The 23,607-nt window shown below is 67.3% G+C and carries 16 protein-coding genes; 6 read left to right on the forward strand and 10 right to left on the reverse strand.

What is annotated here, in order from left to right:
• Positions 1 to 74: 74 nt before the first annotated feature.
• Complete coding sequence (locus CAL26_RS27760) at positions 75 to 1,310, forward strand: MFS transporter (RefSeq protein WP_094849785.1); 1,236 nt, start codon at positions 75 to 77, stop codon at positions 1,308 to 1,310.
• Positions 1,311 to 1,338: 28 nt separating this feature from the next.
• Here the strand turns inward: CAL26_RS27760 and CAL26_RS27765 are convergent, their stop codons facing one another.
• From CAL26_RS27765 to CAL26_RS27805, 9 genes are all read right to left on the reverse strand, one after another.
• Complete coding sequence (locus CAL26_RS27765) at positions 1,339 to 2,172, reverse strand: SRPBCC family protein (protein ID WP_094849786.1); 834 nt, start codon at positions 2,170 to 2,172, stop codon at positions 1,339 to 1,341.
• A 24-nt stretch (positions 2,173 to 2,196) separates the two neighbouring features.
• Complete coding sequence (locus CAL26_RS27770; protein WP_094849787.1) at positions 2,197 to 4,671, reverse strand: xanthine dehydrogenase family protein molybdopterin-binding subunit; 2,475 nt, start codon at positions 4,669 to 4,671, stop codon at positions 2,197 to 2,199.
• Positions 4,655 to 5,176 (reverse strand): (2Fe-2S)-binding protein, encoded by a 522-nt coding sequence (locus CAL26_RS27775; protein WP_373454510.1) that lies wholly within the window; start codon positions 5,174 to 5,176, stop codon positions 4,655 to 4,657. Before CAL26_RS27775 ends, CAL26_RS27770 begins: the two co-directional genes overlap by 17 nt.
• The gene (locus tag CAL26_RS27780; RefSeq protein ID WP_094849788.1) at positions 5,173 to 6,063 is read right to left on the reverse strand and encodes an FAD binding domain-containing protein; all 891 of its coding nucleotides are present in this window, start codon (positions 6,061 to 6,063) and stop codon (positions 5,173 to 5,175) included. The genes CAL26_RS27775 and CAL26_RS27780 overlap by 4 nt, the downstream gene beginning before the upstream one ends.
• Positions 6,064 to 6,072: 9 nt before the next feature.
• Complete coding sequence (locus tag CAL26_RS27785) at positions 6,073 to 7,068, reverse strand: ABC transporter substrate-binding protein (protein ID WP_094849789.1); 996 nt, start codon at positions 7,066 to 7,068, stop codon at positions 6,073 to 6,075.
• A gap of 51 nt (positions 7,069 to 7,119) precedes the next feature.
• Entirely contained in the window at positions 7,120 to 8,067 is a 948-nt protein-coding gene (locus tag CAL26_RS27790) for a tripartite tricarboxylate transporter substrate binding protein (protein ID WP_094849790.1), read from the reverse strand.
• 430 nt (positions 8,068 to 8,497) lie between these two features.
• Positions 8,498 to 9,964, reverse strand: a complete 1,467-nt coding sequence (locus tag CAL26_RS27795) for a glutamate synthase subunit beta (protein ID WP_086062758.1) — start codon at positions 9,962 to 9,964, stop codon at positions 8,498 to 8,500.
• A 9-nt stretch (positions 9,965 to 9,973) separates the two neighbouring features.
• A complete protein-coding gene (locus CAL26_RS27800) occupies positions 9,974 to 14,713 on the reverse strand; it encodes a glutamate synthase-related protein (RefSeq protein ID WP_094849791.1) in 4,740 nt (1,579 codons plus the stop codon).
• A gap of 215 nt (positions 14,714 to 14,928) precedes the next feature.
• Positions 14,929 to 15,654 carry a hypothetical protein gene (locus tag CAL26_RS27805; RefSeq protein ID WP_094849792.1) on the reverse strand — a complete coding sequence of 242 codons (726 nt, stop codon included), beginning with the start codon at positions 15,652 to 15,654 and terminating at the stop codon, positions 14,929 to 14,931.
• A 149-nt stretch (positions 15,655 to 15,803) separates the two neighbouring features.
• Between CAL26_RS27805 and CAL26_RS27810 the strand changes: the two genes are divergently transcribed.
• From CAL26_RS27810 to rpoH, 4 genes are all read left to right on the forward strand, one after another.
• Positions 15,804 to 16,910 carry an S-(hydroxymethyl)glutathione dehydrogenase/class III alcohol dehydrogenase gene (locus tag CAL26_RS27810; RefSeq protein WP_094849793.1) on the forward strand — a complete coding sequence of 369 codons (1,107 nt, stop codon included), beginning with the start codon at positions 15,804 to 15,806 and terminating at the stop codon, positions 16,908 to 16,910.
• The gene (fghA, locus tag CAL26_RS27815) at positions 16,910 to 17,767 is read left to right on the forward strand and encodes an S-formylglutathione hydrolase (protein WP_094849794.1); all 858 of its coding nucleotides are present in this window, start codon (positions 16,910 to 16,912) and stop codon (positions 17,765 to 17,767) included. The genes CAL26_RS27810 and fghA overlap by 1 nt, the downstream gene beginning before the upstream one ends.
• Positions 17,768 to 17,836: 69 nt before the next feature.
• Positions 17,837 to 18,526 carry a hypothetical protein gene (locus CAL26_RS27820; protein WP_094849795.1) on the forward strand — a complete coding sequence of 230 codons (690 nt, stop codon included), beginning with the start codon at positions 17,837 to 17,839 and terminating at the stop codon, positions 18,524 to 18,526.
• 170 nt (positions 18,527 to 18,696) lie between these two features.
• Positions 18,697 to 19,584, forward strand: a complete 888-nt coding sequence (gene rpoH, locus CAL26_RS27825; protein WP_094849796.1) for an RNA polymerase sigma factor RpoH — start codon at positions 18,697 to 18,699, stop codon at positions 19,582 to 19,584.
• Positions 19,585 to 19,874: 290 nt separating this feature from the next.
• Here the strand turns inward: rpoH and CAL26_RS27830 are convergent, their stop codons facing one another.
• The gene (locus CAL26_RS27830) at positions 19,875 to 20,723 is read right to left on the reverse strand and encodes a phosphodiesterase (protein ID WP_256988698.1); all 849 of its coding nucleotides are present in this window, start codon (positions 20,721 to 20,723) and stop codon (positions 19,875 to 19,877) included.
• A 341-nt stretch (positions 20,724 to 21,064) separates the two neighbouring features.
• Between CAL26_RS27830 and CAL26_RS27835 the strand changes: the two genes are divergently transcribed.
• Positions 21,065 to 23,575, forward strand: coding sequence for a cation:proton antiporter (locus tag CAL26_RS27835; RefSeq protein WP_094849797.1), 2,511 nt, complete (start codon positions 21,065 to 21,067; stop codon positions 23,573 to 23,575).
• Positions 23,576 to 23,607 lie beyond the last annotated feature (32 nt).

The raw sequence follows: 23,607 nt of genomic DNA on the forward strand, positions 1-23,607 counted from the left end.
TTTCTTGCCACCTCGCGGCCAAGATGCGTCACCATAACGGTCCTCCATATCCTTGGATCGTCCCGAGCCTGGCCATGTCACAGAAATCGGCGGATAGCGAAGCCCAGCGTCAGTCCGCTCCCCTGGTAAATCCCGCGTCGGCGCAACTCGATACCCCGCTCCTGATGGCGATGGCGGTCGCCTGCGGCGTCTTCGTCGCGAACGTGTACTTCAACCAGCCGATACTCGAGCTGCTGCAGCGAGCCTTCCCGCGCTCCGTCGCCCTGGTGAATCTGGTCCCGACCGCGACCCAGCTGGGTTTCGCGTGCGGCCTGTTCTTCCTGGTCCCCTTGGGAGACCGGGTCGATCGGCGCAAATTGATCCTCGGTCAGGCCGCCTTGCTGATCGTGGCCCTGGTCTGTGTGGCGACGGCGCCGAATGTCTGGGCGCTGGTCGCCGCGTCGGCGGTGGTGGGCCTTTCGGCATCGGTCGCCCAGCAGATCGTCCCGTTCGCGGCCGAACTGGCGACCCCCGGGCGCCGTGGCCAGGTCGTCGGGACGGTGATGAGCGGCGTGCTTTGCGGGATGCTCCTGGGCCGGGCCTTCGGCGGCTTTGCCGGCGACCATTGGGGCTGGCGCGCGACCTTCTGGCTGGGCGCGATCACCACCGCCCTGGCCTGGCTGATGCTGCTGGCCAGGCTCCCCCACAGCGCGCCGAAGACGGACCACGGCTACATTCGGCTGATGAAGTCGCTGATCGTGCTGTGGCGCGAAGAGCCCCTGTTGCGCCGGGCGACGTGCATCCAGGCCGCGTTGTTTGGCTCCTTCATCGGGCTATGGACCATCCTGGCCTTGCGGCTGCACCAGGCCTTCGGCCTGGGCGCCGATGTGGCGGGCCTCATGGGCGTGGTGGGCGCGGCGGGCATCCTGATCGCCCCGCTGGCCGGCCGCGTCGCCGACCGCCGCGGACCGCACGCGGTGATCGGGCTCGGCTGCCTGATCATGCTGGTGTCGTACGCCGTGCTCGGCTTCTGGGGCAGCCTCGTCGGCCTGGTCGTCGGCATCGTCCTGCTGGATTTCGGCGAGCAGGCGGCGCTCATCTCCAACCAGCACGTGATCTACGCCCTGCGTCCCGAAGCCAGGAGCCGGCTCAACACCCTGTTCATGAGCGGCATGTTCGTCGGCGGTGCCGCCGGCTCTTGGGGAGCGGGCCTCAGCTGGCGGCTGGGCGGCTGGCCCGCCGCCAGCCTGTTCGGCGGCGCCCTGGTCCTGCTGGCCTTCGTTCTCCACTTTTCCGGCCGGCTGGCCGCCAGGGGAAAGGCCGGGGCCTGACGCGCCCGGCCGAATTATCTTCGCGGCGCTATGGCCGTCGGCCGAACAGGCCTGCCAGGCCGTAGCGCAGCCGCGCCCACATCGCCTTCGCGCCGATACTCAGCATGTTGAGTTCCGCGGCCGGCGCGGCCCCGCCCGCCGCGCGCTGGCGCCCTTGCACCATCAGCGACTGCGCGAGCGCCAGCACGGCCTGCGCCTGACTGAGTACGGCCTGCGCCTGCAGCAGGACCGCCTGGGCATCGACGCCCTGGGCGGGAACAGAACCGGTATGGGGATTCGGCGTCACGGCGGGGCCGCCGGCGCTTGCGGTTGCGTTGGCGCGCGGGGCCGTGGCAGCCGGCGCGGAAGCACCGCCCTCGCCCGTCATTGCCGTCATCGCCGGCGCGGCGGCATCCGCCATGACGCCATCGTCCAGCGCCAGGGACTGCGCCAGATTTCGTTCGAACTGGCCCAGTATCTGCGCCGCGACCTCGGCGATCATGCCGCTTCCGCGCCCATACTGCGCCACCGACCCCGACAAGGCCAGCTGCGTCGTCACCGTCACCTGCGTGCCGTCCGCCGCCGGCGTCAGCGCGAAACTGAACTCGGAACGCGCCGAGCCGCGCCCCTTGGCATCGGTGCCCGATCCCTCCAGCCACGCGATATGGCGGGCCTCGTCCCGGCGCACCAGCGCCGCCTCTCCATCGAACGACAGCCTGATGGGACCCAGCCGCACCGATACCGAGCCCTTGTACCGGTCGTCGCCCAGGACTTCCGTCAGGCGGGCGCCGGGCAGGCAGGGCAGGATGCGCGGCACGTCCAGCATCAGCTGCCAGGCTTCTTCCAGCGGCAATGGCACGTGGAAGGTGTTGGTGAACTCCATGGCGGTTCCTGAAAGGTTGAAAGACTACGGGCCTTCGATCGCGGAAGAAGCCTCGCGAGGTCCCGCGCCGGACCCGTCGGCGCCGGCGCCCTGTCCGGCGCCCTGTCCGGCGGCCATGTCCAGGCATTCGAGCAGGCGCACGGGCGTCAACGGAAACTCGAACAGGCGCACGCCCTGGTCCGCCAGCGCATGTTCGACCGCGCCGATGACCGCGGCGGCGACCGGGATGGTCGCGCATTCTCCGACGCCCTTGACGCCCAGCGGATTCAGCGGCGTGAGCGAAGGCTGGAATATCACTTCCACGTCCGGCACCTCCGGCGCGGTCGGCAGCAGGTATTCCGCGAAGGTCGTCGTCAGCGGCTGCCCGCTGTCGTCGTATCCCATCCATTCGAACAGGGCATTGCCGATGCCGTGCACGACGCCGCCATGGACCTGGCCTTCGGCCAGCATGGGGTTGATGATGCGTCCGCTGTCCTGTACGGCCACATAGCGGACGATGGCGACCGCGCCGGTCAGGGCGTCCACTTCGACTTCACAGGCATGCGATGCGCCCGCGTATGCCTGCGCGTCGCAATGGAAATGTTCGACTTCGTCCAGGCCGGGGTCGCCGGGTACCGGCAGCGCATAGCCGGGAACGCCTTTGAGCAGCATGGCCAGCCGCGCCAGCGCGACGGAGTCGCCTGTACCCGTTCGCGGCACGACTTCGCCGTCACGCAGGGTCAAGTCATCCGGCAAGGTGTTCAGCACCACCGCGGCCGCGTCGAGGATCCTGCGCCGCAGGCGCGCCGAGGCCTGGTCTACCGCGGACCCCGCCATGATCGCCTGGCGGCTGGCGAATCCGCCCATGCCATAGCTGACGAATGCGGTGTCACCGGCGATCACGTGCACGGCTTCGGGGGCGACCCCCAGATGGCCTGCGCAGATCTGCGCCAGCGTGGTCTTGATTCCCTGCCCCATGGCCAGCGCGCCGGTATATACCGTGATCTGGCCGGAAGGCTGCACCCTGACGCGCGCCGATTCGAAGGGCCCGCGGCCCGTGGGCTTGACGCTGTTGGCCAGGCCGATTCCGCGGTGCAGCCCTTTGTCGAGCGACGCCAGCCTGCGCGCTTCGAAACCGTCGTAGTCGATGGCCTCCAGCGCGCGCGCCTGCAAGGCCGGGAAGTCGCCGCTGTCTATGGTCAAGGGCACGCCGGCGCGCGACTTCAGCGGCTTGGTGTAGGGAATCTTTTCCGCCGGGATCAGGTTGCGCCGGCGGCACTCGGCGCGATCGATGCCCAGTTCGGCGCTGATGCGGTCGAGCAGGCGCTCCATCACGAACGCCGCCTGCGGGTAGCCGGCCCCGCGCACCGTGGCGACGGGAACCTTGTTGGTATAGGCCACCGAGACGTCCAGGTGATAGGCCGGGACGATATACGGACCCGTCATGGATGACGCGGCGTTGTACGGGACATTGGTGCCCTGCGGCGTGTAAGCGCCATGATCGTGCACCATGCGTCCTCGCAGGCCGAGCAGGCGCCCGCGTTCGTCGACCGCGACCGCCATCGACCAATACTGGTCGCGTTCCTGGATCGCGCTGACGAAATTCTCGCGGCGATCCTCCACCCACTTGACCGGCCGGCCGAGCTTGCGGGCCGCCGCCGGCACGGCGATTTCTTCCGGATAGATCATGAACTTGGCGCCGAAGCCGCCGCCGACGTCCGGCGTCACCACGCGCAGCAGGTCCTCCGGGTGACCCAGCATCAGCGCGATCGTGTAGTGCAGTTCATGCGCCATCTGCGTGGAGGACCAGACGGTCAGCTCGCCAGACGACGGGTCCGGCCGTGCCAGCACGCCGCGGCCCTCCATCGGATGGGCGCAGCCGCGATGCACATGGAATTCTTCTTCCAGCACCCGGTGCGCGGCGGCGAAGGCCGCATCGCAATCACCGTATGACAAGACGTACTGCTGCAGGACGTTGGAGGCGACTTCGGTACGCACGCGCGGGGCCGACGGCGCGAGCGCATCGCGGCAATCCGACACCGCCGGCAGGACCTCGTAGTCGACGGCGACCGCCGCGGCGGCGTCCTCGGCCACATGGCGCGACGACGCGACGACGATCGCCACCGCTTCGCCCACGAAGGCCGTCTCGCGCGGCGCCAGCACGAACGGCGTCGTATCGGCGGGCAGGTTGGCCAGCGGGAATCCCAGCGGCATACGCCACTCGGTCAGCTCGCCGAACAGGTCTTGCGCCGCGTACACCGCCGCCACGCCCGGCATGGCGCGGGCCGCGGTGGCGTCGATGGAAAGTATGCGCGCATGCGCGTGCGGACTGCGCACGAAGCAGGCATGCAGCGTCCCATCGACGGCGATGTCGTCCAGGAAGCGGGCGGTACCCGTCAACAGCGATTCGTCCTCGATGCGCAGCGCGGACTGGCCGATACCTGGATTGGCGTGACTCGCGACGCGCGCTTCGGCGTTCGCGGTATCCGCGCGTGGTTCGCGTTCAAACGATACGTCCATCGCCCTGTCCTTCGCGCAGTCTCCGGGCCGCGCGCAGGGCGGCGGCCACGATGTTCTGGTAGCCCGTGCAACGGCACAGATGCCCGGACAGCACGTCCCGCACGGCGTCCTCGTCGGGATCCGGCTGGTCCCGCAGCAGTTCCACCAGGGACATGAGGATGCCCGGCGTGCAGTAGCCGCATTGCAGCGCGTGCAGTTCATGAAAAGCCGCCTGCAAGGCATGCGGCGTCCCGTCGCTGGCCGCCAGGCCTTCGATGGTCTCCACCTGGCAGTCCTCGGCCTGCACCGCCAGCATCAGGCAGGCGCGGGCGGAATGGCCATCGACGAGCACGGTGCAGGCGCCGCATACGCCATGCTCGCAGCCCACGTGCGTGCCGGTGAGTTTCAATTCCCCGCGCAGGAAGTCCGCGAGGTGCACGCGCGGCTCGGCCGTGCCCTGACGGGTTTCTCCGTTGACGACCAGCCGTATCGGCTTGGGCGCGGCGTCCATGGCATCCTCGTTCATGGCGATGCGGTCTCCTCGCTGGCGATGGCCCGCCGGACGGCCTGATCCAGGGCCCGGCGCGCCAGCACCGCGGCCAGCCTGCGGCGATACCATGCGGGCACGTAGCTGTCCCCGCTGGCATCGACCTGCCCGCACAAGGCGGCGGCGTCCGCCAGCGTATCCGCGTCCGGTGCGCGGCCCAACAGCGCCTGTTCGGCTTCACGCATGCGCAACGGCGCGATCGCCACGCCCCCCAGCGTCAGCGAAGCCCGCGCGATGCGGCGCCGGTCGTCCAGCGCGACCATTGCCGCACAGGAGACGATGGCGAAATCGCCGTGGCGACGCGCGAACTCGACGAAGGCATGGCCATGGCGGCGCGGCCAGGCCGGCACCCGCACCGCGGTCACCATCTCGTCGGGCTCCATCGCGGGGGTCATGTAGGCGGCCGGGAAGTCCGCGATGGCGATCTGACGCGTGCCGCGCCGGCTGCGCACCACGACGGCCGCGTCCATCGCCATGGCCACGGTGGGAATCTCCGCGGACGGGTCCAGTTGGCAGAGGCTGCCGCCTACGGTGCCGCGGTTGCGCGTCTGCCGGTGGCCGACGTGCAGTACGGCCTCGCGCCACAACGGCAGGCGCTCGGCCACCAGCGGCGAGAACTCGACGTCGCGCTGCCGCGTCATCGCACCGATCTCTATCCAGTCGCCCGTATCGTCTGCGCGGATATAGGCCAGCTCGGGGATGCGGTTGATGTCCACCAGGCAATCCGGAAACGCGAAGCGCATGTTCAGCATGGCGACCAGCGACTGGCCGCCTGCCAGGATGCGCGCGTTCTCCGTATCGCCCAGCATGCGCAAGGCTTCGTCCACCGTGCGCGGCGCCAGATAGCGCAGGACCGGGGCTTTCATCGGCGTCCGTCAGATCTTGGAAAGGTCCAGCGCCGCTTTGGCGAACAGCTCCTCGGGCGCGACCTTCCGCTTCGACAACCCCTGTTCGAAGTGGTAGCGGGCGAAGGTTTCGATGTTGTGGCGGTTCGCTTCCAGCCCGTAGGGCCAGTAGTCGTCGCCCATGATCGAGCGCGCCTCGTTGTAGTGATGCACCATCCACGGCAGCGTGACCGCCAGGTGGCAGATTTCGTTCAGCTCCTTGACCGCCAGCGCCTTCGCCTTCAGGAAGGCCTTGTAGACGCTGACCGGCAGCCACGGGTTCTCTTCCACCAGGGACTTGCGGATGCCCACCATGTGCATGATGGGGAAGATCTTCGTGCGACGGTAATAGTCCTTCTCGGCCTCGATGTAATCGCCGAACAGGCGGCCGACGTTGGGCGCGCCACGCAGGAAGCAGGACGGCGCGCGCGCGCCGATATAGCCGTCGATTTCGCCGGCCTCCAGCATGCCGGACAGGGTCTTGTCGTCCGGGATCTGCTGAAGATCGATATCCTTGCCCAGGTCGATGGGCGCCCGCTCGCCGCGGCCCGCTTCCTCGATGCCGCCGCGGCGCCATTTGATGTCGCTGGGCTTGACGCCGTATTCGTCTTCCAGGATGCCGCGTATCCACACGTTGGCGGTGATCTGGTATTCCGGCACGCCGATGACCTTGCCGCGCAGGTCCTGCGGCGTGTTGATGCCGCGGTCGGTGCGGACGTAGATGCCCGACTGGCGGAACACGCGGGAGATGAAGGCCGGCACCGCGACGTATTCATTGTCGCCACGGGCGGTGGTCATCATGTGGCTGCTCATGGAGATCTCGGTGACGTCGAACTCCTGATAGCGGAACGCCCGGTGGAACGCTTCCTCCGGCTCGATCGGTACGGCGGCGACCTCGCACCCCTCGATCGGCGCGCGGCCGTCGAACAATGCCTGGGTCCGGTCGTACGACCCGCAAGCCAGGCTGATTCTCAACTTGTTGCTCATTGCATGCTCCTTGTATCGTGCCATGTAGTGCGTGGGGGAGCCGTCCGGCGGTCAGTCCGCGGACAAGCCTATCTTCTGCGCCAGCGCGGTGAATTTATCGATATCGCTGGCCACCATCTTCTGGAATACCGCCGGCCCGTCTGATGCGGTGTCGTATCCCAGGTCCGCGAGTCTCTGCTGCACTTCGGGGCGCCGCATGATCCTGGCGACACCGTCATAGAGCTTCTGCTTGATATCGTCGGGCGTGCCGGCGGGCACGAGCAGGCCATGCCACTGCGTCAGTTCGTAACCCGGATAGCCCTGTTCCGCCACCGTGGGCACGTCGGGCATCAGCTTGGAGCGTTCCTTGGACGTCACCGCCAATGCCCGCAGCTTGCCCGCCTTGATGAACGGCAGCGCGCTGGACGCGGTGATCACCGCCAGGCCGATCTGCCCGCCCACCACGTCGTTCAGCGCCGGCCCGCAACCCTTGTAGGGCACGTGCACCATGTTGACCTTGGCCTGCAGCTTGAACAGCTCGCCGGCCAGGTGCTGCGGCGTGCCGTTGCCGCAGGAGCCGAACGACACGTCATTGCTCTTGGTCGCCGCGGCCGTCACGTCGGCCAGCTTCTGGTAGGCCGAGTTGGCCGGCACCACGAGCACCGACGGCACATACGCGATGTTGATGATCGCGTCGAAATCCTTCTTGGGATCGAAGGGCAGCGTCTTGAATACGCCCGGGTTCACGGCAAAGGAACTGTTGACCATCAACAGGGAATAGCCGTCCGGCGCGCGCTCCTTGACCACGCGCGCGCCGACGTTGCCGCTCGCGCCCGGGCGGTTTTCGACGATCGCGCTTTTCCCAAGCGTTTCGGGAATGTAGTTGGCGATGAGCCGCGCCAGCATGTCCGTGCCGCCCCCTGGGGGGAACGTCACGATGATGTCCAGGTTCTTGTCAGGAAAGGAGGCGGCGCCTTGCGCGACGGCGGCGCTCGCGCCCGCCTGCAATACGGCCGCCATCGCGGCCCCCAGAAATAACTTCCGTAGCTTCATGGCTTGTTTACCCCTTGTGTATAGGCGCTCATTGGCGGCGCCGGTGTCGTGGCTAATTTAATCAGCCTACTGAGCTTTTACTCATAATACTGAATATTTTTTGGATGGCATCTAGGGGAAGTACTTAGCCGCCGGCGCCGCGCTTTGGGGGCCGGATGTCCATGAGGGGGAAGGGCTTAAGCCGCGCGGGCGGCAGGCAGGAGGGCCCGGCCCAGTTCGCGGTGGGCGGCCAGCAGAAACGGTTTGATGAACCGGCCGCGTCGGGGGTGACGCGGATATCCCGGGTGTCCGGGCTTCATCGCGGGCGGGGCCGCGGTATTGCCGGAATGCACGGACATGCCGTGCGCCGCGCCGCGCGGCACCCCAGTGGAGGCGTGCCGCGCGGCGGGCAGGAGGGTCAACGCGGCAGGTCGCTGTCGCCCATCAGGAAGGCATCGACCGCGCGCGCGCATTGGCGGCCTTCGCGGATCGCCCAGACGACCAGCGACTGGCCGCGCCGCATATCGCCGGCGGCGAAGACTTTCTCCACGCTGGTGCGGTAGTCGTCCGTGTTGGCGCGCACGTTGCCGCGCGCGTCGCGATCGACGCCGAAGGATTCCAGCACCTGCTGGCGCGGCGCGACGAAGCCCATGGCCAGCAGCACCAGGTCGGCCTTGACCTCGAACTCCGAGCCTTCGACTTCGCGCATCTTCATCTGGCCGGTGGCTTCGTCCTTCACCCATTCCACCCGGGCCGCGATCAGCTTGCGCACCACGCCTTTTTCGCCCACCAGCGACTTGGTCGTCACGGCCCAGTCGCGGTCGCAGCCTTCTTCATGCGACGAGGACGTGCGCAGCTTGGCGGGCCAGTACGGCCAGGTCATCGGCTTGTTTTCCGATTCCGGGGGCTGCGGCATCAGTTCGAACTGGGTGACCGACACGGCGCCATGCCGGTTGCTGGTGCCCACGCAATCGGAGCCCGTATCGCCGCCGCCGATCACCACCACGTGCTTGCCCTTGGCCAGCGTCTGGTCGGTCAGGCGATCGCCCGCCACGGCCTTGTTCTGCTGGCGCAGGAAATCCATGGCGTAGTACACGCCCTGCAGTTCGCGGCCGGGCACCGGCAGGTCGCGCGGGGTTTCCGAACCGCCGGCCATCACGACCGCGTCGAATTCCTCGCGCAGCGATTCGGGCGTGCGCGCCGTCAGGCCGTCGGCCGCCGGATCGGCGGGGTTGCCGATGTAGGTCGACGGGCTGAATTCCACGCCTTCCGCTTCCATCTGCGAGATGCGGCGGTCGATCTGCGATTTTTCCAGCTTGAAATCCGGGATGCCGTAGCGCAGCAGGCCGCCGATGCGGTCGCTCTTCTCGAACACCGTCACGGCATGGCCGGCGCGGGCCAGCTGCTGCGCGCAGGCCAGGCCGGCGGGGCCGGAGCCAACCACCGCGACCTTCTTGCCCGTCTTGCGCGACGGCGGCTGCGGTACGACCCAGCCTTCTTCCCAGCCCTTGTCGATGATGGCGTGCTCGATCGACTTGATGCCCACCGCATCGTTGTTGATGTTGAGGGTACAGGCGGCCTCGCAGGGCGCCGGGCAGATGCGGCCGGTGAACTCCGGGAAGTTGTTGGTGGAGTGCAGCACGTCCAGCGCCTTGCGCCATTCCTGCCGGTACACCAGGTCGTTCCAGTCCGGGATGATGTTGTTGACCGGGCAGCCGTTGTTGCAGAACGGGATGCCGCAATCCATGCAGCGCGCCGCCTGCACCTTGGACGCTTCGTCGTCCAGGCGCACGACGAATTCGCGCCAGGTCTTCAGGCGCGCGGACGGGGCCTCATGCGCCTCGTGCAGGCGCTGGTATTCGAGAAATCCGGTGATTTTTCCCATGGTCTATCCTTAAGCGGCCATTTTCTGCGGGTTGGCCGCGCGCCACATTTCGCCCAATGCGCGGCGGTAATCGGTCGGCATGACCTTGACGAATTTGCCGCGCGCGGCTTCCCAGTTGCCCAGGATGTCCCGCGCCTGGAAGCTGCCGGTGTAGCGGAAGTGGTCTTCGATCAGGCGGCGCAGGATGGCTTCGTCGGTTTCCCGTTCGCCGCCGCGCTGCGCGCTGTGCCAGACGTCGATGTTGTTCAGGCTTTGCTGCTCGGCGTGCGGCAGCACGGATTCCAGCTCCACCATGGACAGGTTGCAACGGTTGCGGAAGCTGCCGTCCGGATCCCAGACGTAGGCCACGCCGCCGGACATGCCGGCGGCGAAGTTGCGCCCGGTGCCGCCCAGCACGACCACCGTGCCGCCCGTCATGTATTCGCAGCCATGGTCGCCCGTGCCTTCCACCACCGTGGCCGCGCCGGAATTGCGCACCGCGAAGCGTTCGCCCGCGACGCCGTTGAAGTAAGCCTCGCCCGCCAGCGCGCCGTACAGGACGGTGTTGCCGGCGATGATGTGGTCCGGGCCGAAGCCGCGGAAGTCGTTGGGCGAGCGCACCACGATGCGGCCGCCGGACAGGCCCTTGCCGACGTAGTCGTTGGCTTCGCCGACCAGGTCCAGGGTGATGCCGTGCGCCAGGAAGGCGCCGAAGCTCTGGCCGGCCGTGCCGTTGCACTGGATGTGGATGGTGTCGTCGGGCAGGCCCTCATGGCCGTAGCGCGTCGCCACCGCGCCGGACAGCATGGCGCCGATGGTGCGGTTGCGGTTGCGCACCGGCACGATGAACGACACCTTTTCGCCCCGCTCCAGCGCCGGCTTGCTGCGTTCGATCAGTTGATGATCCAGCGCGCCGGCCAGGCCGTGGTCCTGCGTTTCGGTCTGGCGCACCGGGCCGTCGGACGGCGCCTGGTAGAACACGCGGGTGAAGTCCAGGCCGCCGGCTTTCCAGTGTTCGATGCCGACGCGGGTGTCCAGCAGGTCGCTGCGGCCGATCAGTTCGTCGAACTTGCGGATGCCCAGCTGCGCCATGATTTCGCGCACTTCCTCGGCGACGAAGAAGAAGTAATTGACGACGTGCTCGGGCTTGCCCTGGAATTTCTTGCGCAGCACCGGATCCTGCGTGGCCACGCCCACCGGGCAGGTGTTCAGGTGGCACTTGCGCATCATGATGCAGCCTTCGACGACCAGCGGCGCGGTGGCGAAGCCGAATTCGTCGGCGCCCAGCAGCGCGCCGATCACGACGTCGCGGCCGGTCTTCATCTGGCCGTCGGCCTGCACGCGGATGCGGCTGCGCAGGCGGTTCAGCACCAGGGTCTGCTGGGTTTCGGCCAGGCCCAGTTCCCACGGCGTGCCGACCTGCTTGATCGACGACACCGGGGAAGCCCCCGTGCCGCCGTCATGCCCGGCGATCACGACGTGATCGGCCTTGGCCTTGGCGACGCCCGCGGCGACCGTGCCCACGCCCACTTCGGACACCAGCTTGACCGAGATCGACGAACGCGAATTGACGTTCTTCAGGTCGTGGATCAGCTGCGCCAGGTCTTCGATGGAATAGATGTCGTGGTGCGGCGGCGGCGAAATCAGGCCCACGCCGGGCACCGAATAACGCAGCTTGGCGATGTACTCGGACACCTTGTGGCCGGGCAGCTGGCCGCCTTCGCCGGGCTTGGCGCCCTGCGCCATCTTGATCTGGATCTGGTCGGCGCTGCTCAGGTACTCGGCGCTGACGCCGAAGCGGCCCGAGGCCACCTGCTTGATCTTGGAGCGCAGCGAATCGCCGGCCTTCAGCGCGACGTCGGCTTCGACGCGGTCGCCGCCCAGCACGGACGCCAGCGTATCGCCGTCCTTGACGCCGCTCTTGCCGTCGCGCAGTTCGGCGCGGTAGCGCAGTTCGTCCTCGCCGCCTTCACCGGTGTTGGACTTGCCGCCGATGCGGTTCATGGCCACGGCCAGCACCGAGTGCGCTTCGGTGGAGATCGAACCCAGCGACATCGCGCCGGTGGCGAAGCGCTTGACGATGTCCTTGGCGGGCTCGACTTCCTCCAGCGGAATCGCGCGCGTCGGATCGAAGCGGAACTCGAACAGGCCGCGCAGCGTCATGTGGCGGCGGCTCTGGTCGTTGATGATCTGCGCGTATTCCTTGTAGGTGCGGTAGTTGTTGGCGCGCGTGGCGTGCTGCAGCTTGGCGATGGAGTCCGGCGTCCACATGTGTTCTTCGCCACGCACGCGATAGGCGTATTCGCCGCCCGCGTCCAGGTCGCCGGCCAGTACCGGATCCTGGCTGAAGGCCGCGCGATGCAGGCGCAGGGCTTCTTCCGCCACTTCGAAGATGCCGATGCCTTCCACCGTGCTGGCCGTGCCGGTGAAGTACTTTTCCACCAGCGTGCTCTGCAGGCCGACGGCTTCGAAGATCTGCGCGCCGGTGTAGGACATATAGGTCGAGATGCCCATCTTGGACATGACCTTGTTCAGGCCCTTGCCGATGGCCTTGATGTAGTTCTTGACCGCCTTGTCCGGGTCGGCCATCTTTTCCAGCGATTCCAGCGCCAGGTAGGGATGGATGGCTTCGGCGCCATACCCGCCCAGCAGGGCGAAGTGGTGCACTTCGCGCGCGGAGCCGGTTTCGACGACCAGGCCGGTATTGGTGCGCAGGCCGGCGCGGATCAGGTGCTGGTGGATGGCCGACGTGGCCAGCAGCGCCGGAATGGCGACGCGCTCGCCGTCCACGCGCCGGTCCGACACGATCAGGATGTTGAAGCCGCTGCGCACCGCGTCGACGGCGCGCGCGCACAGGGCCGCCACACGGGCCTCGATGCCTTCACGGCCCCAGGCGGCGGGATAGGTGATGTCCAGTTCCAGGCTGCGGAACTTGAGGCCCGTCACCTGTTCGATGTCGCGGATCTGCGCCATGGCGGCGAAATCCAGCACCGGTTGCGCGACTTCCAGGCGCAAGGGCGGATTGACGTTGTTGATGTCCAGCAGATTGGGCTTGGGCCCGATGAAGGACACGAGCGACATCACCAGCTGTTCGCGGATCGGGTCGATCGGCGGATTGGTGACCTGCGCGAACAGCTGGCGGAAGTAGTTGTAGAACGGCTTGGGGCGGTTCGACAGCACGGCCAGCGGCGCATCGTTGCCCATGGAACCGATGGCTTCCTCGCCGGTCGTGGCCATGGGCTCGAGGATGAACTTGTAGTCTTCCTGGGTCCAGCCGAAGGCCTGCTGGCGGTCCAGCAGCGACGCGGCGGGCGCCGGCAGGTCGGCGGGCTGCTTGGGCGCGGGCAGTGTTTCCAGCTTGACGCGCAGGCGCTCGATCCACTGGCGATAAGGGCGCGAGTTGGCCAGCTGCGACTTGATTTCGACGTCGTCGATGATGCGGCCCTGCTCCAGGTCGATCAGGAACATCTTGCCGGGCTGCAAGCGCCATTTCTTGACGATGCGGTTTTCCGGGATGGGCAGGGTGCCGGCTTCGGACGCCATGATGACCATGTCGTCGTCGGTGACCAGGTAGCGCGCCGGACGCAGGCCGTTGCGGTCCAGCGTGGCGCCGATCTGGCGGCCATCGGTGAACGCCACGGCGGCCGGGCCGTCCCACGGCTCCATCATGGCGGCGTGGTATTCATAGAAAGCGCGGCGGCTTTCGTCCATCTGCGTGTGCTGCTCCCAGGCTTCCGGGATCATCATCATCATCGCGTGGGCCAGGGAATAGCCGGAATTCACCAGCAGTTCCAGGCAGTTGTCGAAGGTCGCGGTATCCGACTGGCCTTCGTACACGATGGGGTAGAGCTTGGGCAGGTCGTCGCCCAGCACGGCGGACTGCATCATGCCTTCGCGCGCGCGCAGCCAGTTGAAGTTGCCCTTGACCGTATTGATTTCGCCGTTGTGCGCGATCATGCGGTACGGGTGGGCCAGCGGCCAGGCCGGGAAGGTGTTGGTCGAGAAACGCTGGTGCACCAGCGCCAGGGCCGAGATCGTGCGCGTATCCGCCAGGTCGCGGTAGTAGCGGCCGACCTGGTCGGCCAGCAGCAGGCCCTTGTAGACCACCGTGCGCACCGAGGCCGACGGCACGAAGTATTCCTTGCCGTGCGCCAGGCGCATGTTCTGGATGGCGTGGCTGGCGGTCTTGCGGATGACGTACAGCTTGCGCTCCAGCGCGTCGGGCACCATCACGTCGGCGCCGCGGCCGATGAACAACTGGCGGATCACCGGTTCCAGTTCGCGCACGGCGGGCGACATGGGCATGTCGACGTCCACCGGCACGTCGCGCCAGCCCAGCACGACCTGGCCTTCGGCGCGGACGGCGCGTTCCAGTTCCTGCTCACAGGCCAGGCGGGAGGCGGTTTCCTTGGGCAGGAACACCATCGCCACGCCGTATTCGCCGGGGGGCGGCAGGGTCACGCCGCCCTGGGCCAGCTCTTCGCGATACAGGGCGTCGGGGATCTGGATGAGGATGCCGGCGCCGTCGCCCATCAGCTTGTCCGCGCCGACCGCGCCGCGGTGATCCAGGTTTTCCAGGATCTTCAGGCCTTGCTGGATGATGGCGTGGCTTTTCCGGCCCTTGATGTGGGCGACGAAGCCCACGCCGCAGGCGTCATGTTCGTGACGCGGGTCGTAGAGACCTTGGGCGGCCGGCAAGCCGATGCGCGTGGCGTCGATGGGGCGCGCCGGCGCGGGGCGACAGGCGTCGGAAGGGGTCGGTACGGTCATGATGCGCTCCAGGACGGGGGCGGCTGCAGGAAAGGGACGGCCGCAATTTGTTGCGGCGCAAACCGCGACGATACTAGGGAAGCGCTTTGCACAGCAAGAAAAACAAAAGGGGTTTGTCCCTAATTTATCCCCGACTTTCCGCAGTCGGAATTAAATTGGTGACGCATTGAAGCGGAACGCAGCTGGCCCGTCGGCGGGCGATAGGCGCCCAGATATCAGGACTCGGACGATCCGGCTTCGGCTGCCGGGGTCACCGGCTTCTTGCGCGGCCGCCCCCGCTGGCCCGGGGTGACCCGGCGGCTGGCGGTGTGGGCCAGCATGGCGATGAACTCGCTGCCGCCCAGCGCCCATTGCCCCTGCACGGCCTGGTCGATGCGCTGGATCTGGTCGCGCGTCAGCCCTTCCTGCAGGCGCTTGCGGTAATTGGCCTGGCGGTCGAAGGGGGTATTGCCGCAGGACCAGTAATCGGCGTGATCGGACATCCAGGCCGCCTGGGGCTGGCCGGAGCCGGTGTGCCCCGCCGCCGACGACCATGGCCACAGTTCGGGATCATGGGTGGCGCCGCTGCGCACGGGGTAGGTTTCCAGCCACACCAGGGCGGGCAGGACCCAGGCCCCAGGCTCCACCAGCGCGGAACGGTAGCGGCCCGCGAAGACGCGGCCGCCGCGCAACCGGGCCGCCAGGTTGCGTCCCAGCGTCTGCATCAGCCGAGGCAGGCCCTCCCCATCCACGGGGGTCGCCAGCAACAGGATGCGGTCCGTCGCCAGCACCCATCCGTGCAGCGCCACGCGGTTGCGCGTCGCGGTTTCCCCCAGCCAGGCCGCCACCTGGTTCAGCGTGTCGGCCGGCGCGGGTTGCGAGGGCGCCGCCAGGGGATTGATGAAGTTGGCCTGCACGAGTTGCGGCAGTCCGGGAGCGTACAGTCGGGGCAGGCGAGCCATAGGGATGTCAGGACCGAGACATGCAAGGGACGGGGCGTCCGCGCAGGAAAATAAATGGTACCGCGTAAACGCCCCCACGCAACAGTAAGGTTACCCCGGTAAACGCGCCGCGTTAACATTCCGCATCCCCGTTCAGCCTGGAGCCACCCATGAAGACCAAAGCCGCCATTGCCTGGAAAGCCGGCGCCCCCCTGACCATCGAGGACGTCGACCTGGAAGGCCCCAAGGCGGGCGAGGTCCTGGTCGAGATCAAGGCCACGGGCATCTGCCATACCGACTACTACACCCTGTCCGGCGCCGACCCGGAAGGCCTGTTCCCCGCCATCCTCGGCCACGAGGGCGCGGGCGTGGTGCTGGAAACCGGCCCCGGCGTGACCAGCCTGAGGGCCGGCGACCACGTGATTCCCCTGTACACGCCGGAATGCCGGCAGTGCAAGTTCTGCCTGTCCCGCAAGACCAACCTGTGCCAGGCCATCCGGTCGACCCAGGGCAAGGGCCTGATGCCGGACGGCACGTCGCGCTTTTCGCTGGGCGGCAAGCCCATCCATCACTATATGGGCACGTCGACCTTCGCCAACCACATCGTGGTGCCGGAGATCGCGCTCGCCAAAATCCGCGACGACGCACCCTTCGACAAGGTCTGCTATATCGGCTGCGGCGTCACCACCGGCGTGGGCGCCGTGGTCTACACCGCGAAGGTGGAAGCCGGCGCGAACGTCGTGGTCTTCGGCCTGGGCGGGATCGGCCTGAACGTCATCCAGGGCGCAAAGATGGTGGGTGCGGACAAGATCATCGGCGTCGACCTCAACCCCCGCCGCGAAGCGCTGGCGCGCAAGTTCGGCATGACGCACTTCGTCAACCCGTCCGAAGTCGAAAACGTCGTCGATCACCTGATCCAGCTGACCGATGGCGGCGCCGACTATTCCTTCGAGTGCGTGGGCAACACCAAGCTGATGCGCCAGGCGCTGGAGTGCTGCCACAAGGGCTGGGGCAAATCCATCATCATCGGCGTCGCGGCGGCCGGCGAGGAAATCGCCACCCGGCCGTTCCAACTGGTCACGGGCCGCGAATGGAAGGGCTCCGCCTTCGGCGGTGCCCGCGGCCGCACCGACGTGCCCAAGATCGTCGACTGGTACATGGAAGGCAAGCTCAATATCGACGACCTGATCACCCACACCCTGCCGCTGGACAAGATCAACGACGGCTTCGACCTGATGAAGCGCGGCGAATCCATCCGCTCCGTGGTGCTCTACTGATGGCCGACCTCGAACTCCTGTCGCAGCAGCGCTGCTTCGACGGCTGGCAGCGCGTCTACCAGCACGCATCCGCCGTAATCGGCCTGCCGATGCGCTTTTCCGTCTACGCGCCGCCGCAGGCGGAACGCGGCCCGGTGCCCGCCCTGTTCTTCCTGGCCGGGCTGGAGTGCAACGAAGAGACCTTCATGATCAAGGCGGGCGCCCAGCGCTGGGCGGCGCGCCATGGCGTCATGCTGATCGCGCCGGACACCAGCCCGCGCGGCGCCGGCGTGCCCGGCGAAGACCAGGATTGGGACCTGGGCACCGGCGCGGGCTTCTACCTGGACGCGACCCAGGCGCCCTGGCGCGAACGCTATCGGATGGAAAGCTACGTCACCCAGGAGCTGTATGGCCTGGCGACCGGCCAACTCGGCGCGGCGCCGGGGCGGATCGGCATCTTTGGCCACTCCATGGGCGGCCACGGGGCCCTGGTGCTGGCCTTGCGCCATCCCGGCCTGTTCCGCTCGGTGTCGGCCTTTGCGCCCATCGCCGCGCCCAGCCGCTGTCCGTGGGGCGAGAAGGCGTTCTCCAATTATTTGGGGGCGGATAAAGCGGAGTGGGCGCGCCATGACGCGACGGCGCTCATGGCGACGCTGCGCACGCCCTATCCCGATGGCATCCTGGTCGACCAGGGCCTGGCCGACCGCTTCCTGGCGCAGCAGCTGTATCCGGAGGCTTTCGAAGCGGCGTGCGCCCAGGCCGCCCAGCCCTTGCGCCTGCGCCGGCACGAGCATTACGACCACGGCTACTGGTTCATCCAGAGCTTCATGGAAGACCATGTCCGCTTCCATGCCGAGCAGTTGGCCGTCGGGGCCTGACGTCTTCCAAGTTGGGACTTGACGCCTTCTATATACTGGAACTGTGTCCGAGTTTCCCCGAGGATCGTTTTGATCGAAGGCGTCGCCCCATCCGTCTGGATCGCCGTGGTCACCATCGCCGCGTTGCTGCTCGGCTTTGGCTTGTTCCTGGGCAAGGGCGGCCCGCGCGATGCGCGGGGCAGACGCCAGTTTCGGCTGAGGCCGGTACGGCGGGTGTTCGGCCTGCTGCTGTTGGCCCTGGCCTGCGTGTCGGGGATATTGGCGGCCACGCTCTACCAGTTCCTGCGCCTGACGTCCGACGAACCGGTGGCGGTGTTGACGTTGCGTGAGCAGGCGCCCCGCCAGTTCGTGGCGACCGCGGAACTGCAGGGCAGGCCCGCCGAGGACTTCGTCCTGCGTGGCGACGAGTGGCAGATCGACGCCCGCATGGTGCGCTGGCGCCTGCCGGCCTTGCTGGCGGGCGTCCCGCCGCTGTACCGGCTGGAGCGCCTGTCGGGCCGCTACACCGATCCGGCGGCGGAGCAGTCCGAGCCGCGCACGGTTTATGCGCTCGGTCCCGCGGGCACGCCGGATCTGGGCAAGCTGAAGCAGCGGTTTCCGGACTGGCTGCCCTTCGTGGACGTGCAGTACGGCAGCGCCGCCTATATGCCCATGTTCGATGGCGCCCGTTTCCGGGTTTTCGTCGACCCCAGGGGCGCGCTGTTCATCCGTCCCGACAATCCCGCCACCGCGGACGCGCTGAAGCAGCGCGGGTGGTAGCCGGAAAGCCCGTGAAGGAAGGGCCGTGACGGAAGGCCCGTGACGGGCGTGGCGGGCAAGGAATGACTGAACTTCCCGGGCCATTGCAGGTCGAATTAGCACTCTCCTTTTCAGAGTGCTAAGATCACCCGATGCGTTCTACCCATAGCCGTTTCCTGGAGCACAACACCATGAAACAACAGAATTCTTCGTTGGCCGTACCCGCCAACGCCCTTACGCTGGCCATCGCCAATCCGGGCGCGCTGGGGACGATCGACGCATATATCTCCGCCGTGAACCGCCTGCCGGTGCTGACGGCGGATCAGGAAGGTGCGCTCGGCCGCCGCCTGCGCGACGACGGCGATCTGGACGCCGCGCGCGAGCTGGTGCTGTCGCACCTGCGCCTGGTCGTGTCCATCGCGCGCCAGTACCTGGGATACGGTCTGCCGCATGCGGACCTGATCCAGGAAGGCAACGTCGGACTCATGAAGGCCGTCAAGCGCTTCGATCCCGAGCGCGGCGTCCGGCTGGTCTCGTTCGCCGTGCACTGGATCAAGGCGGAAATCCATGAGTACATCGTGCGCAACTGGCGCCTGGTGAAGGTCGCCACCACCAAGGCGCAACGCAAGCTGTTCTTCAATCTGCGCAGCATGCGTCCGGACGGCAAGACGCTGGATACCGAGCAGGTGGACGAGATCGCCCGTCAGCTCAACGTCCGGCCGGAAGACGTCAGCGAGATGGAAGTCCGCCTGTCGGGTCGCGATATGGCCCTGGAAGCCCAGGACGACGACGATGAAAGCTTCGCGCCGATCGCCTACCTGTCCGACGAAGGCCGCCAGGAACCGACGCGCGTGCTGGAGCGCAAGGCGCACGACGAGCTGCAGAGCACGGGCCTGAATGACGCGCTGGAAGCGCTGGACCCCCGCTCGCGCCACATCGTGCAGGCGCGCTGGCTGCAGGACGACGGCGGCGCCACGCTGCACGAGCTGGCGCAGGAATACGGCATTTCCGCCGAGCGCGTCCGCCAGATCGAGGCCGCCGCCCTGAAGAAGATGCGCGGCAGCCTGCAAGCTGCCTGATGTAAGACGCTGGATCATGGCGCGCTGGTGACAGCGCGCCATTCTTTTACGGCTCAGAAGTTACATTTAGATTCATGTCGCCGCGGGAAATCCCGAATGCGGGCGAAACTTTCTCATGTCGCCCCAGCCTAACCCCATGTAGACCACGTGCCTGGAGCTTTCCAGGTTTGTAGTCTTCTCACCTGTCTCGGCTTCTCCTCTTTCCCCTCCCCTATGAGACAGGTGTTTAGCGGGGCACCCCACGTGGTGCCCCGTTTTTTATTGGCCCCGCGTCATTCGCCCCACTTGCGTCAGGCGCCGCCCACGATGTCGGCCGCCGTGGCCGCCGTGTCGGGGGCCGCCTCGCAGGGCACCGGCACAGACGCTTCCTCGGGCTCGTTCCATTCCTGCAGCAGCGCGCGCCAGAGCGCGGCGTCCAGCCGCCGCACGCCGGTGGCGATCGAGCCGTCGGGATATAGCTTCATCCAGCGGTAGCCGGGCGGCTGCGGATCCAGCCTGTGCCGGCCATCGCGGATGGTGAACTGGAAGCAGGTGGACGGCGTGGCCAGCATCCGCACGTTGCCGCGCCGGCGATCGAAGTCCTGGTGGACGTGGCCCCACAGCAGGATGCGGGCATTGCCCCAGCGCGTCAGGTGGCGGAACAGCTCGGCGGCGTTGTCCAGCATCATGGAATCGCGCCAATCGGCGCTGATCTGCACCGCGTTGTGATGCATGGCGACCAGCGCCGGGCGGCCCTGTGCCGTGCCCAGAGCATGGTCGAGCAGTTCGAACTGATCCCTTTCCAGATGGCCGGCGTTGGAACCGGCGACATGCGAGTCCAGCATGACGACGCGCCAGGGGCCGATGTCGCTGACCGGTTCGGTCCAGGCGCCCAAAGCGCGCTTGAGCGCGGCCGGCGTGTCATGGTTGCCGGCCAGGCAGCGCACCGGCATGCCCAGCGGGGCGACCGCTTCGGCGAAACGGTGATAGGACATCTCGCTGCCGTCCTGCGACAGGTCGCCGGTCGCCAGCAGCAGGTCGGCGTCGCCATGGTCGCGCCGGATGGCCGCGACCACCGCCCGCAGGCTGGCGTCGGTGTTGACGCCCAGCATGACCGCGGGCGCGGCATAGAGATGGGGATCGGTGAGCTGCACCACCAGGGTGGGCGCGCCATCGGCGCGTTCCGTGCCGGCGGCCTGGGCGGCCTTGGCGGCTGTGGGGGCCTTCGGGGCTCTGGCGGCGCGCGCCGGCGACGCGGCGGAAAGCTTGGGAATAGTGTGCAACGGCGGCTCCGAAGTATGCGCATCCCTCTCGTGCCGGGCGCGGCAAGCGGCGCACGGACGGCGGATGCGCGCCGCGACGACGCGGACCTTGCCACGTTATCGAAAATACGCGGCGCCGGGCATCCACCAAATCGTGCGGGCCGTAACGAAACGTGCGCCCGGATAAAACCAGCTATCCTTTCCCGTTGAAGACATACTCGCCCGGGGAAAAAAATTAGATGGATGTAGGTCTGCTGGTATTCGGCCTGGCCGCGCTGTTGACGCTGGTCTGTTTCATGCCACCGCTGGCGGGGCGGCTCAAGCTGCCGTACTCGGTGCTGCTGGCGATCGTCGGTTGCCTGCTCGGCATCGTGATCCACATCCATGGCTGGGCGCCGCCGGTATTGGCCGGCATGCTCGACTCCCTGGAAAAGTTCGAGATTTCCTCGGAAACTTTCCTTACCGTTTTCCTTCCCGTGCTGCTGTTCGAAACGGCGCTGTCGATGAACGTCAGGCGCCTGATGGACGATATCGGGCCCATCCTGATGATGGCCATCGTCGCGGTCTTCCTGTCGACGATCGTGGTCGGCTTCACGCTGAACAGCCTGTCTTCCTATGGCCTGGTGGTGTGCCTGCTGCTGGGCGCCATCGTCGCGACCACGGATCCGGCCGCGGTCGTCGGCATCTTCCGCGAGGTGGGCGCGCCCAAGCGCCTGACCACCCTGGTGGAAGGCGAAAGCCTGTTCAACGACGCGGCGTCCATCGCCTTGTACGCCGTGCTGGTCGGCGTGCTGGCCGGCCATAGCGAGATGTCGGCGGGCCGGGTGCTGCTGGACTTCCTCGTCAGCTTCCTGGGCGGGGGCCTGGCCGGCTATGCCATGGGACGGGTGGCCTGCATGTTGTTCGCCGCGCTGCGCGGTTTCCCCACGGCGGAAATCACCCTGACGCTGACGCTGGCCTACCTGACCTTTTTCGTCAGCGACCACTATCTGCACGTGTCGGGCGTGGTCGCCACCGTGATCGCCGGCCTGGTCGTCGGATCGACGGGCCGCACGCGCATGGCGCCGACCACCTTCGAACATTTGACCAGCGCCTGGGAACAGTTCGGCTTCTGGGCCAATTCGCTGATCTTCCTGTTCGCCGCCATGCTGATCCCCCGCCTGATGGCCGATGCCACCCTGGGGGATGTCGCCTTGATCCTGGTGCTGTTCGTGACGGCGCTGGGCGCCCGCGCGGTCGCCGTATTCGGCCTGCTGCCCTTGCTGCGCCTGACCCGCTTCGGCACGCGCGTGAACCGCGCCTACAAGACGGTGATGCTGTGGGGCGGCCTGCGCGGCGCGGTGTCGCTGGCGCTGGCCCTGGCGGTGACCGAACGCAGCGATGTGCCTTACGATGCGCGGCAGTTCGTGGCGGTCGCCACGACGGGTTTCGTGCTGATGACCTTGTTCATCAACGGCATCAGCCTGCGGCCGCTGATACGCATGCTGCGCCTGAACGAGCTGTCGCGCCACGAGGCGACCCTGCGCGACCAGGCGCTGGCCGTGGCGCTGGGCGATCTGCAGGAGAAGACCGACGAGGTCGCCACGACCGAGCACATCGGGCCGGAGGTGCGCGAGCGCATCCACGCGGTGTTCGACCGCACCTTGGAACAGCTGCGCGACGCCGAAGTGCGCCACATGAGCGTGGCCGAGCGCGTGGATATCGGCCTGGCCACCATCGCCCGGCGCGAAGAGGAAATGTTCTTCGACATCCTGAAGGCGCAGATCGTCGACTGGCGCATGGCGGAGTCGCTGCTGGCGCGTGCCGAACGGCTGGAAGACGCCGTGCGCGCCGGCGGCGTCAGCGGTTTCGAGAACGCCATCGCCGCCGACGTCCGCTATTCCCGCTCGTTCCGCGCGGCGTTACGGCTGCATTATCTGTTCGGCTTCCAGCGCTGGCTGGCGAACGAGCTGGCGCAGCGGTTCGCGGCCCTGATGTGCAAGCGTTCCGTGGCCCAGCGGGTGATCCTGTTCGCGGGACAGCAATTGAAAGTGATGCTGGGCGAGGAAGCGACCCAGCGCATCGTCGTCGCGCACCAGCGGCGCCTGGACGCCATCGAAAACGCGCTGCAGGCGCTCAACCTGCAATATCCGTCCTATGCCTTGTGGCTGCAGGAAAGCTATCTGGGACGTGTGGCCCGCCAGCTCGAACGCATGCGCTATCGCGACATGCTGGACCAGTTCCTGATCAGCGGCGAAGTCTACGCCGACCTGACACACCAGCTGGAACGGCGCTGGGCGCACATCGACAAGCATCCGCCGCTGGATATCGAATTGAGCGCCGCGGAACTGATCAAGCGGGTGCCGCTGTTCGAGAACCTGAGCGCGGATTCGCTGCGGGCGATTTCGCGCCTGCTGCGGCCGCGCCTGGCGCTGCCCGACCAGCATGTGCTGAAGGACCGCGCCGGCGAGGAAATGTGTTTCGTCGCGTCGGGCGCGGTGGCGGTGCATCTGCCGGACAACACGACGATCGAGCTGGGCAGCGGCGAGTTCTTCGGCGAGCTGGCCTTGCTGGGCGAACAGGCGCTGGTGCCCGACGTGACCTCGCTGGGCTACAGCAAGCTGCTGATGATGTCGGCGCGGGATTTCCGCGCCTTGCTCGCGCACGACGCGGATCTGCGCGAGCGTATCGAAAAAGTGGCCCGGCAGCGGCTGCGGGCGATCGAGGTGTGGAAGCAGTTTTCCGCCTCGCCGCCGCCGACCGCTACTTGAATACCGAATCCGGGCCCGAACCGAACCCTGGC

Origin of the sequence: Bordetella genomosp. 9 (assembly GCF_002261425.1) — a bacterium.
Taxonomy (GTDB): Bacteria; Pseudomonadota; Gammaproteobacteria; order Burkholderiales; family Burkholderiaceae_B; genus Bordetella_C.

Coding starts and splice junctions, on each gene's coding strand:
- CAL26_RS27795 (WP_086062758.1), bottom strand. CDS start 9,964: ATGGGAAAAATCACCGGATTTCTCGAATACCAGCGCCTGCACGAGGCG.
- CAL26_RS27775 (WP_373454510.1), bottom strand. CDS start 5,176: ATGAACGAGGATGCCATGGACGCCGCGCCCAAGCCGATACGGCTGGTC.
- fghA (WP_094849794.1), top strand. CDS start 16,910: ATGGCCGACCTCGAACTCCTGTCGCAGCAGCGCTGCTTCGACGGCTGG.
- CAL26_RS27760 (WP_094849785.1), top strand. CDS start 75: ATGTCACAGAAATCGGCGGATAGCGAAGCCCAGCGTCAGTCCGCTCCC.
- CAL26_RS27785 (WP_094849789.1), bottom strand. CDS start 7,068: ATGAGCAACAAGTTGAGAATCAGCCTGGCTTGCGGGTCGTACGACCGG.
- CAL26_RS27835 (WP_094849797.1), top strand. CDS start 21,065: ATGGATGTAGGTCTGCTGGTATTCGGCCTGGCCGCGCTGTTGACGCTG.
- CAL26_RS27800 (WP_094849791.1), bottom strand. CDS start 14,713: ATGACCGTACCGACCCCTTCCGACGCCTGTCGCCCCGCGCCGGCGCGC.
- CAL26_RS27780 (WP_094849788.1), bottom strand. CDS start 6,063: ATGAAAGCCCCGGTCCTGCGCTATCTGGCGCCGCGCACGGTGGACGAA.
- CAL26_RS27805 (WP_094849792.1), bottom strand. CDS start 15,654: ATGGCTCGCCTGCCCCGACTGTACGCTCCCGGACTGCCGCAACTCGTG.
- CAL26_RS27770 (WP_094849787.1), bottom strand. CDS start 4,671: ATGGACGTATCGTTTGAACGCGAACCACGCGCGGATACCGCGAACGCC.
- CAL26_RS27810 (WP_094849793.1), top strand. CDS start 15,804: ATGAAGACCAAAGCCGCCATTGCCTGGAAAGCCGGCGCCCCCCTGACC.
- CAL26_RS27765 (WP_094849786.1), bottom strand. CDS start 2,172: ATGGAGTTCACCAACACCTTCCACGTGCCATTGCCGCTGGAAGAAGCC.
- CAL26_RS27790 (WP_094849790.1), bottom strand. CDS start 8,067: ATGGCGGCCGTATTGCAGGCGGGCGCGAGCGCCGCCGTCGCGCAAGGC.
- rpoH (WP_094849796.1), top strand. CDS start 18,697: ATGAAACAACAGAATTCTTCGTTGGCCGTACCCGCCAACGCCCTTACG.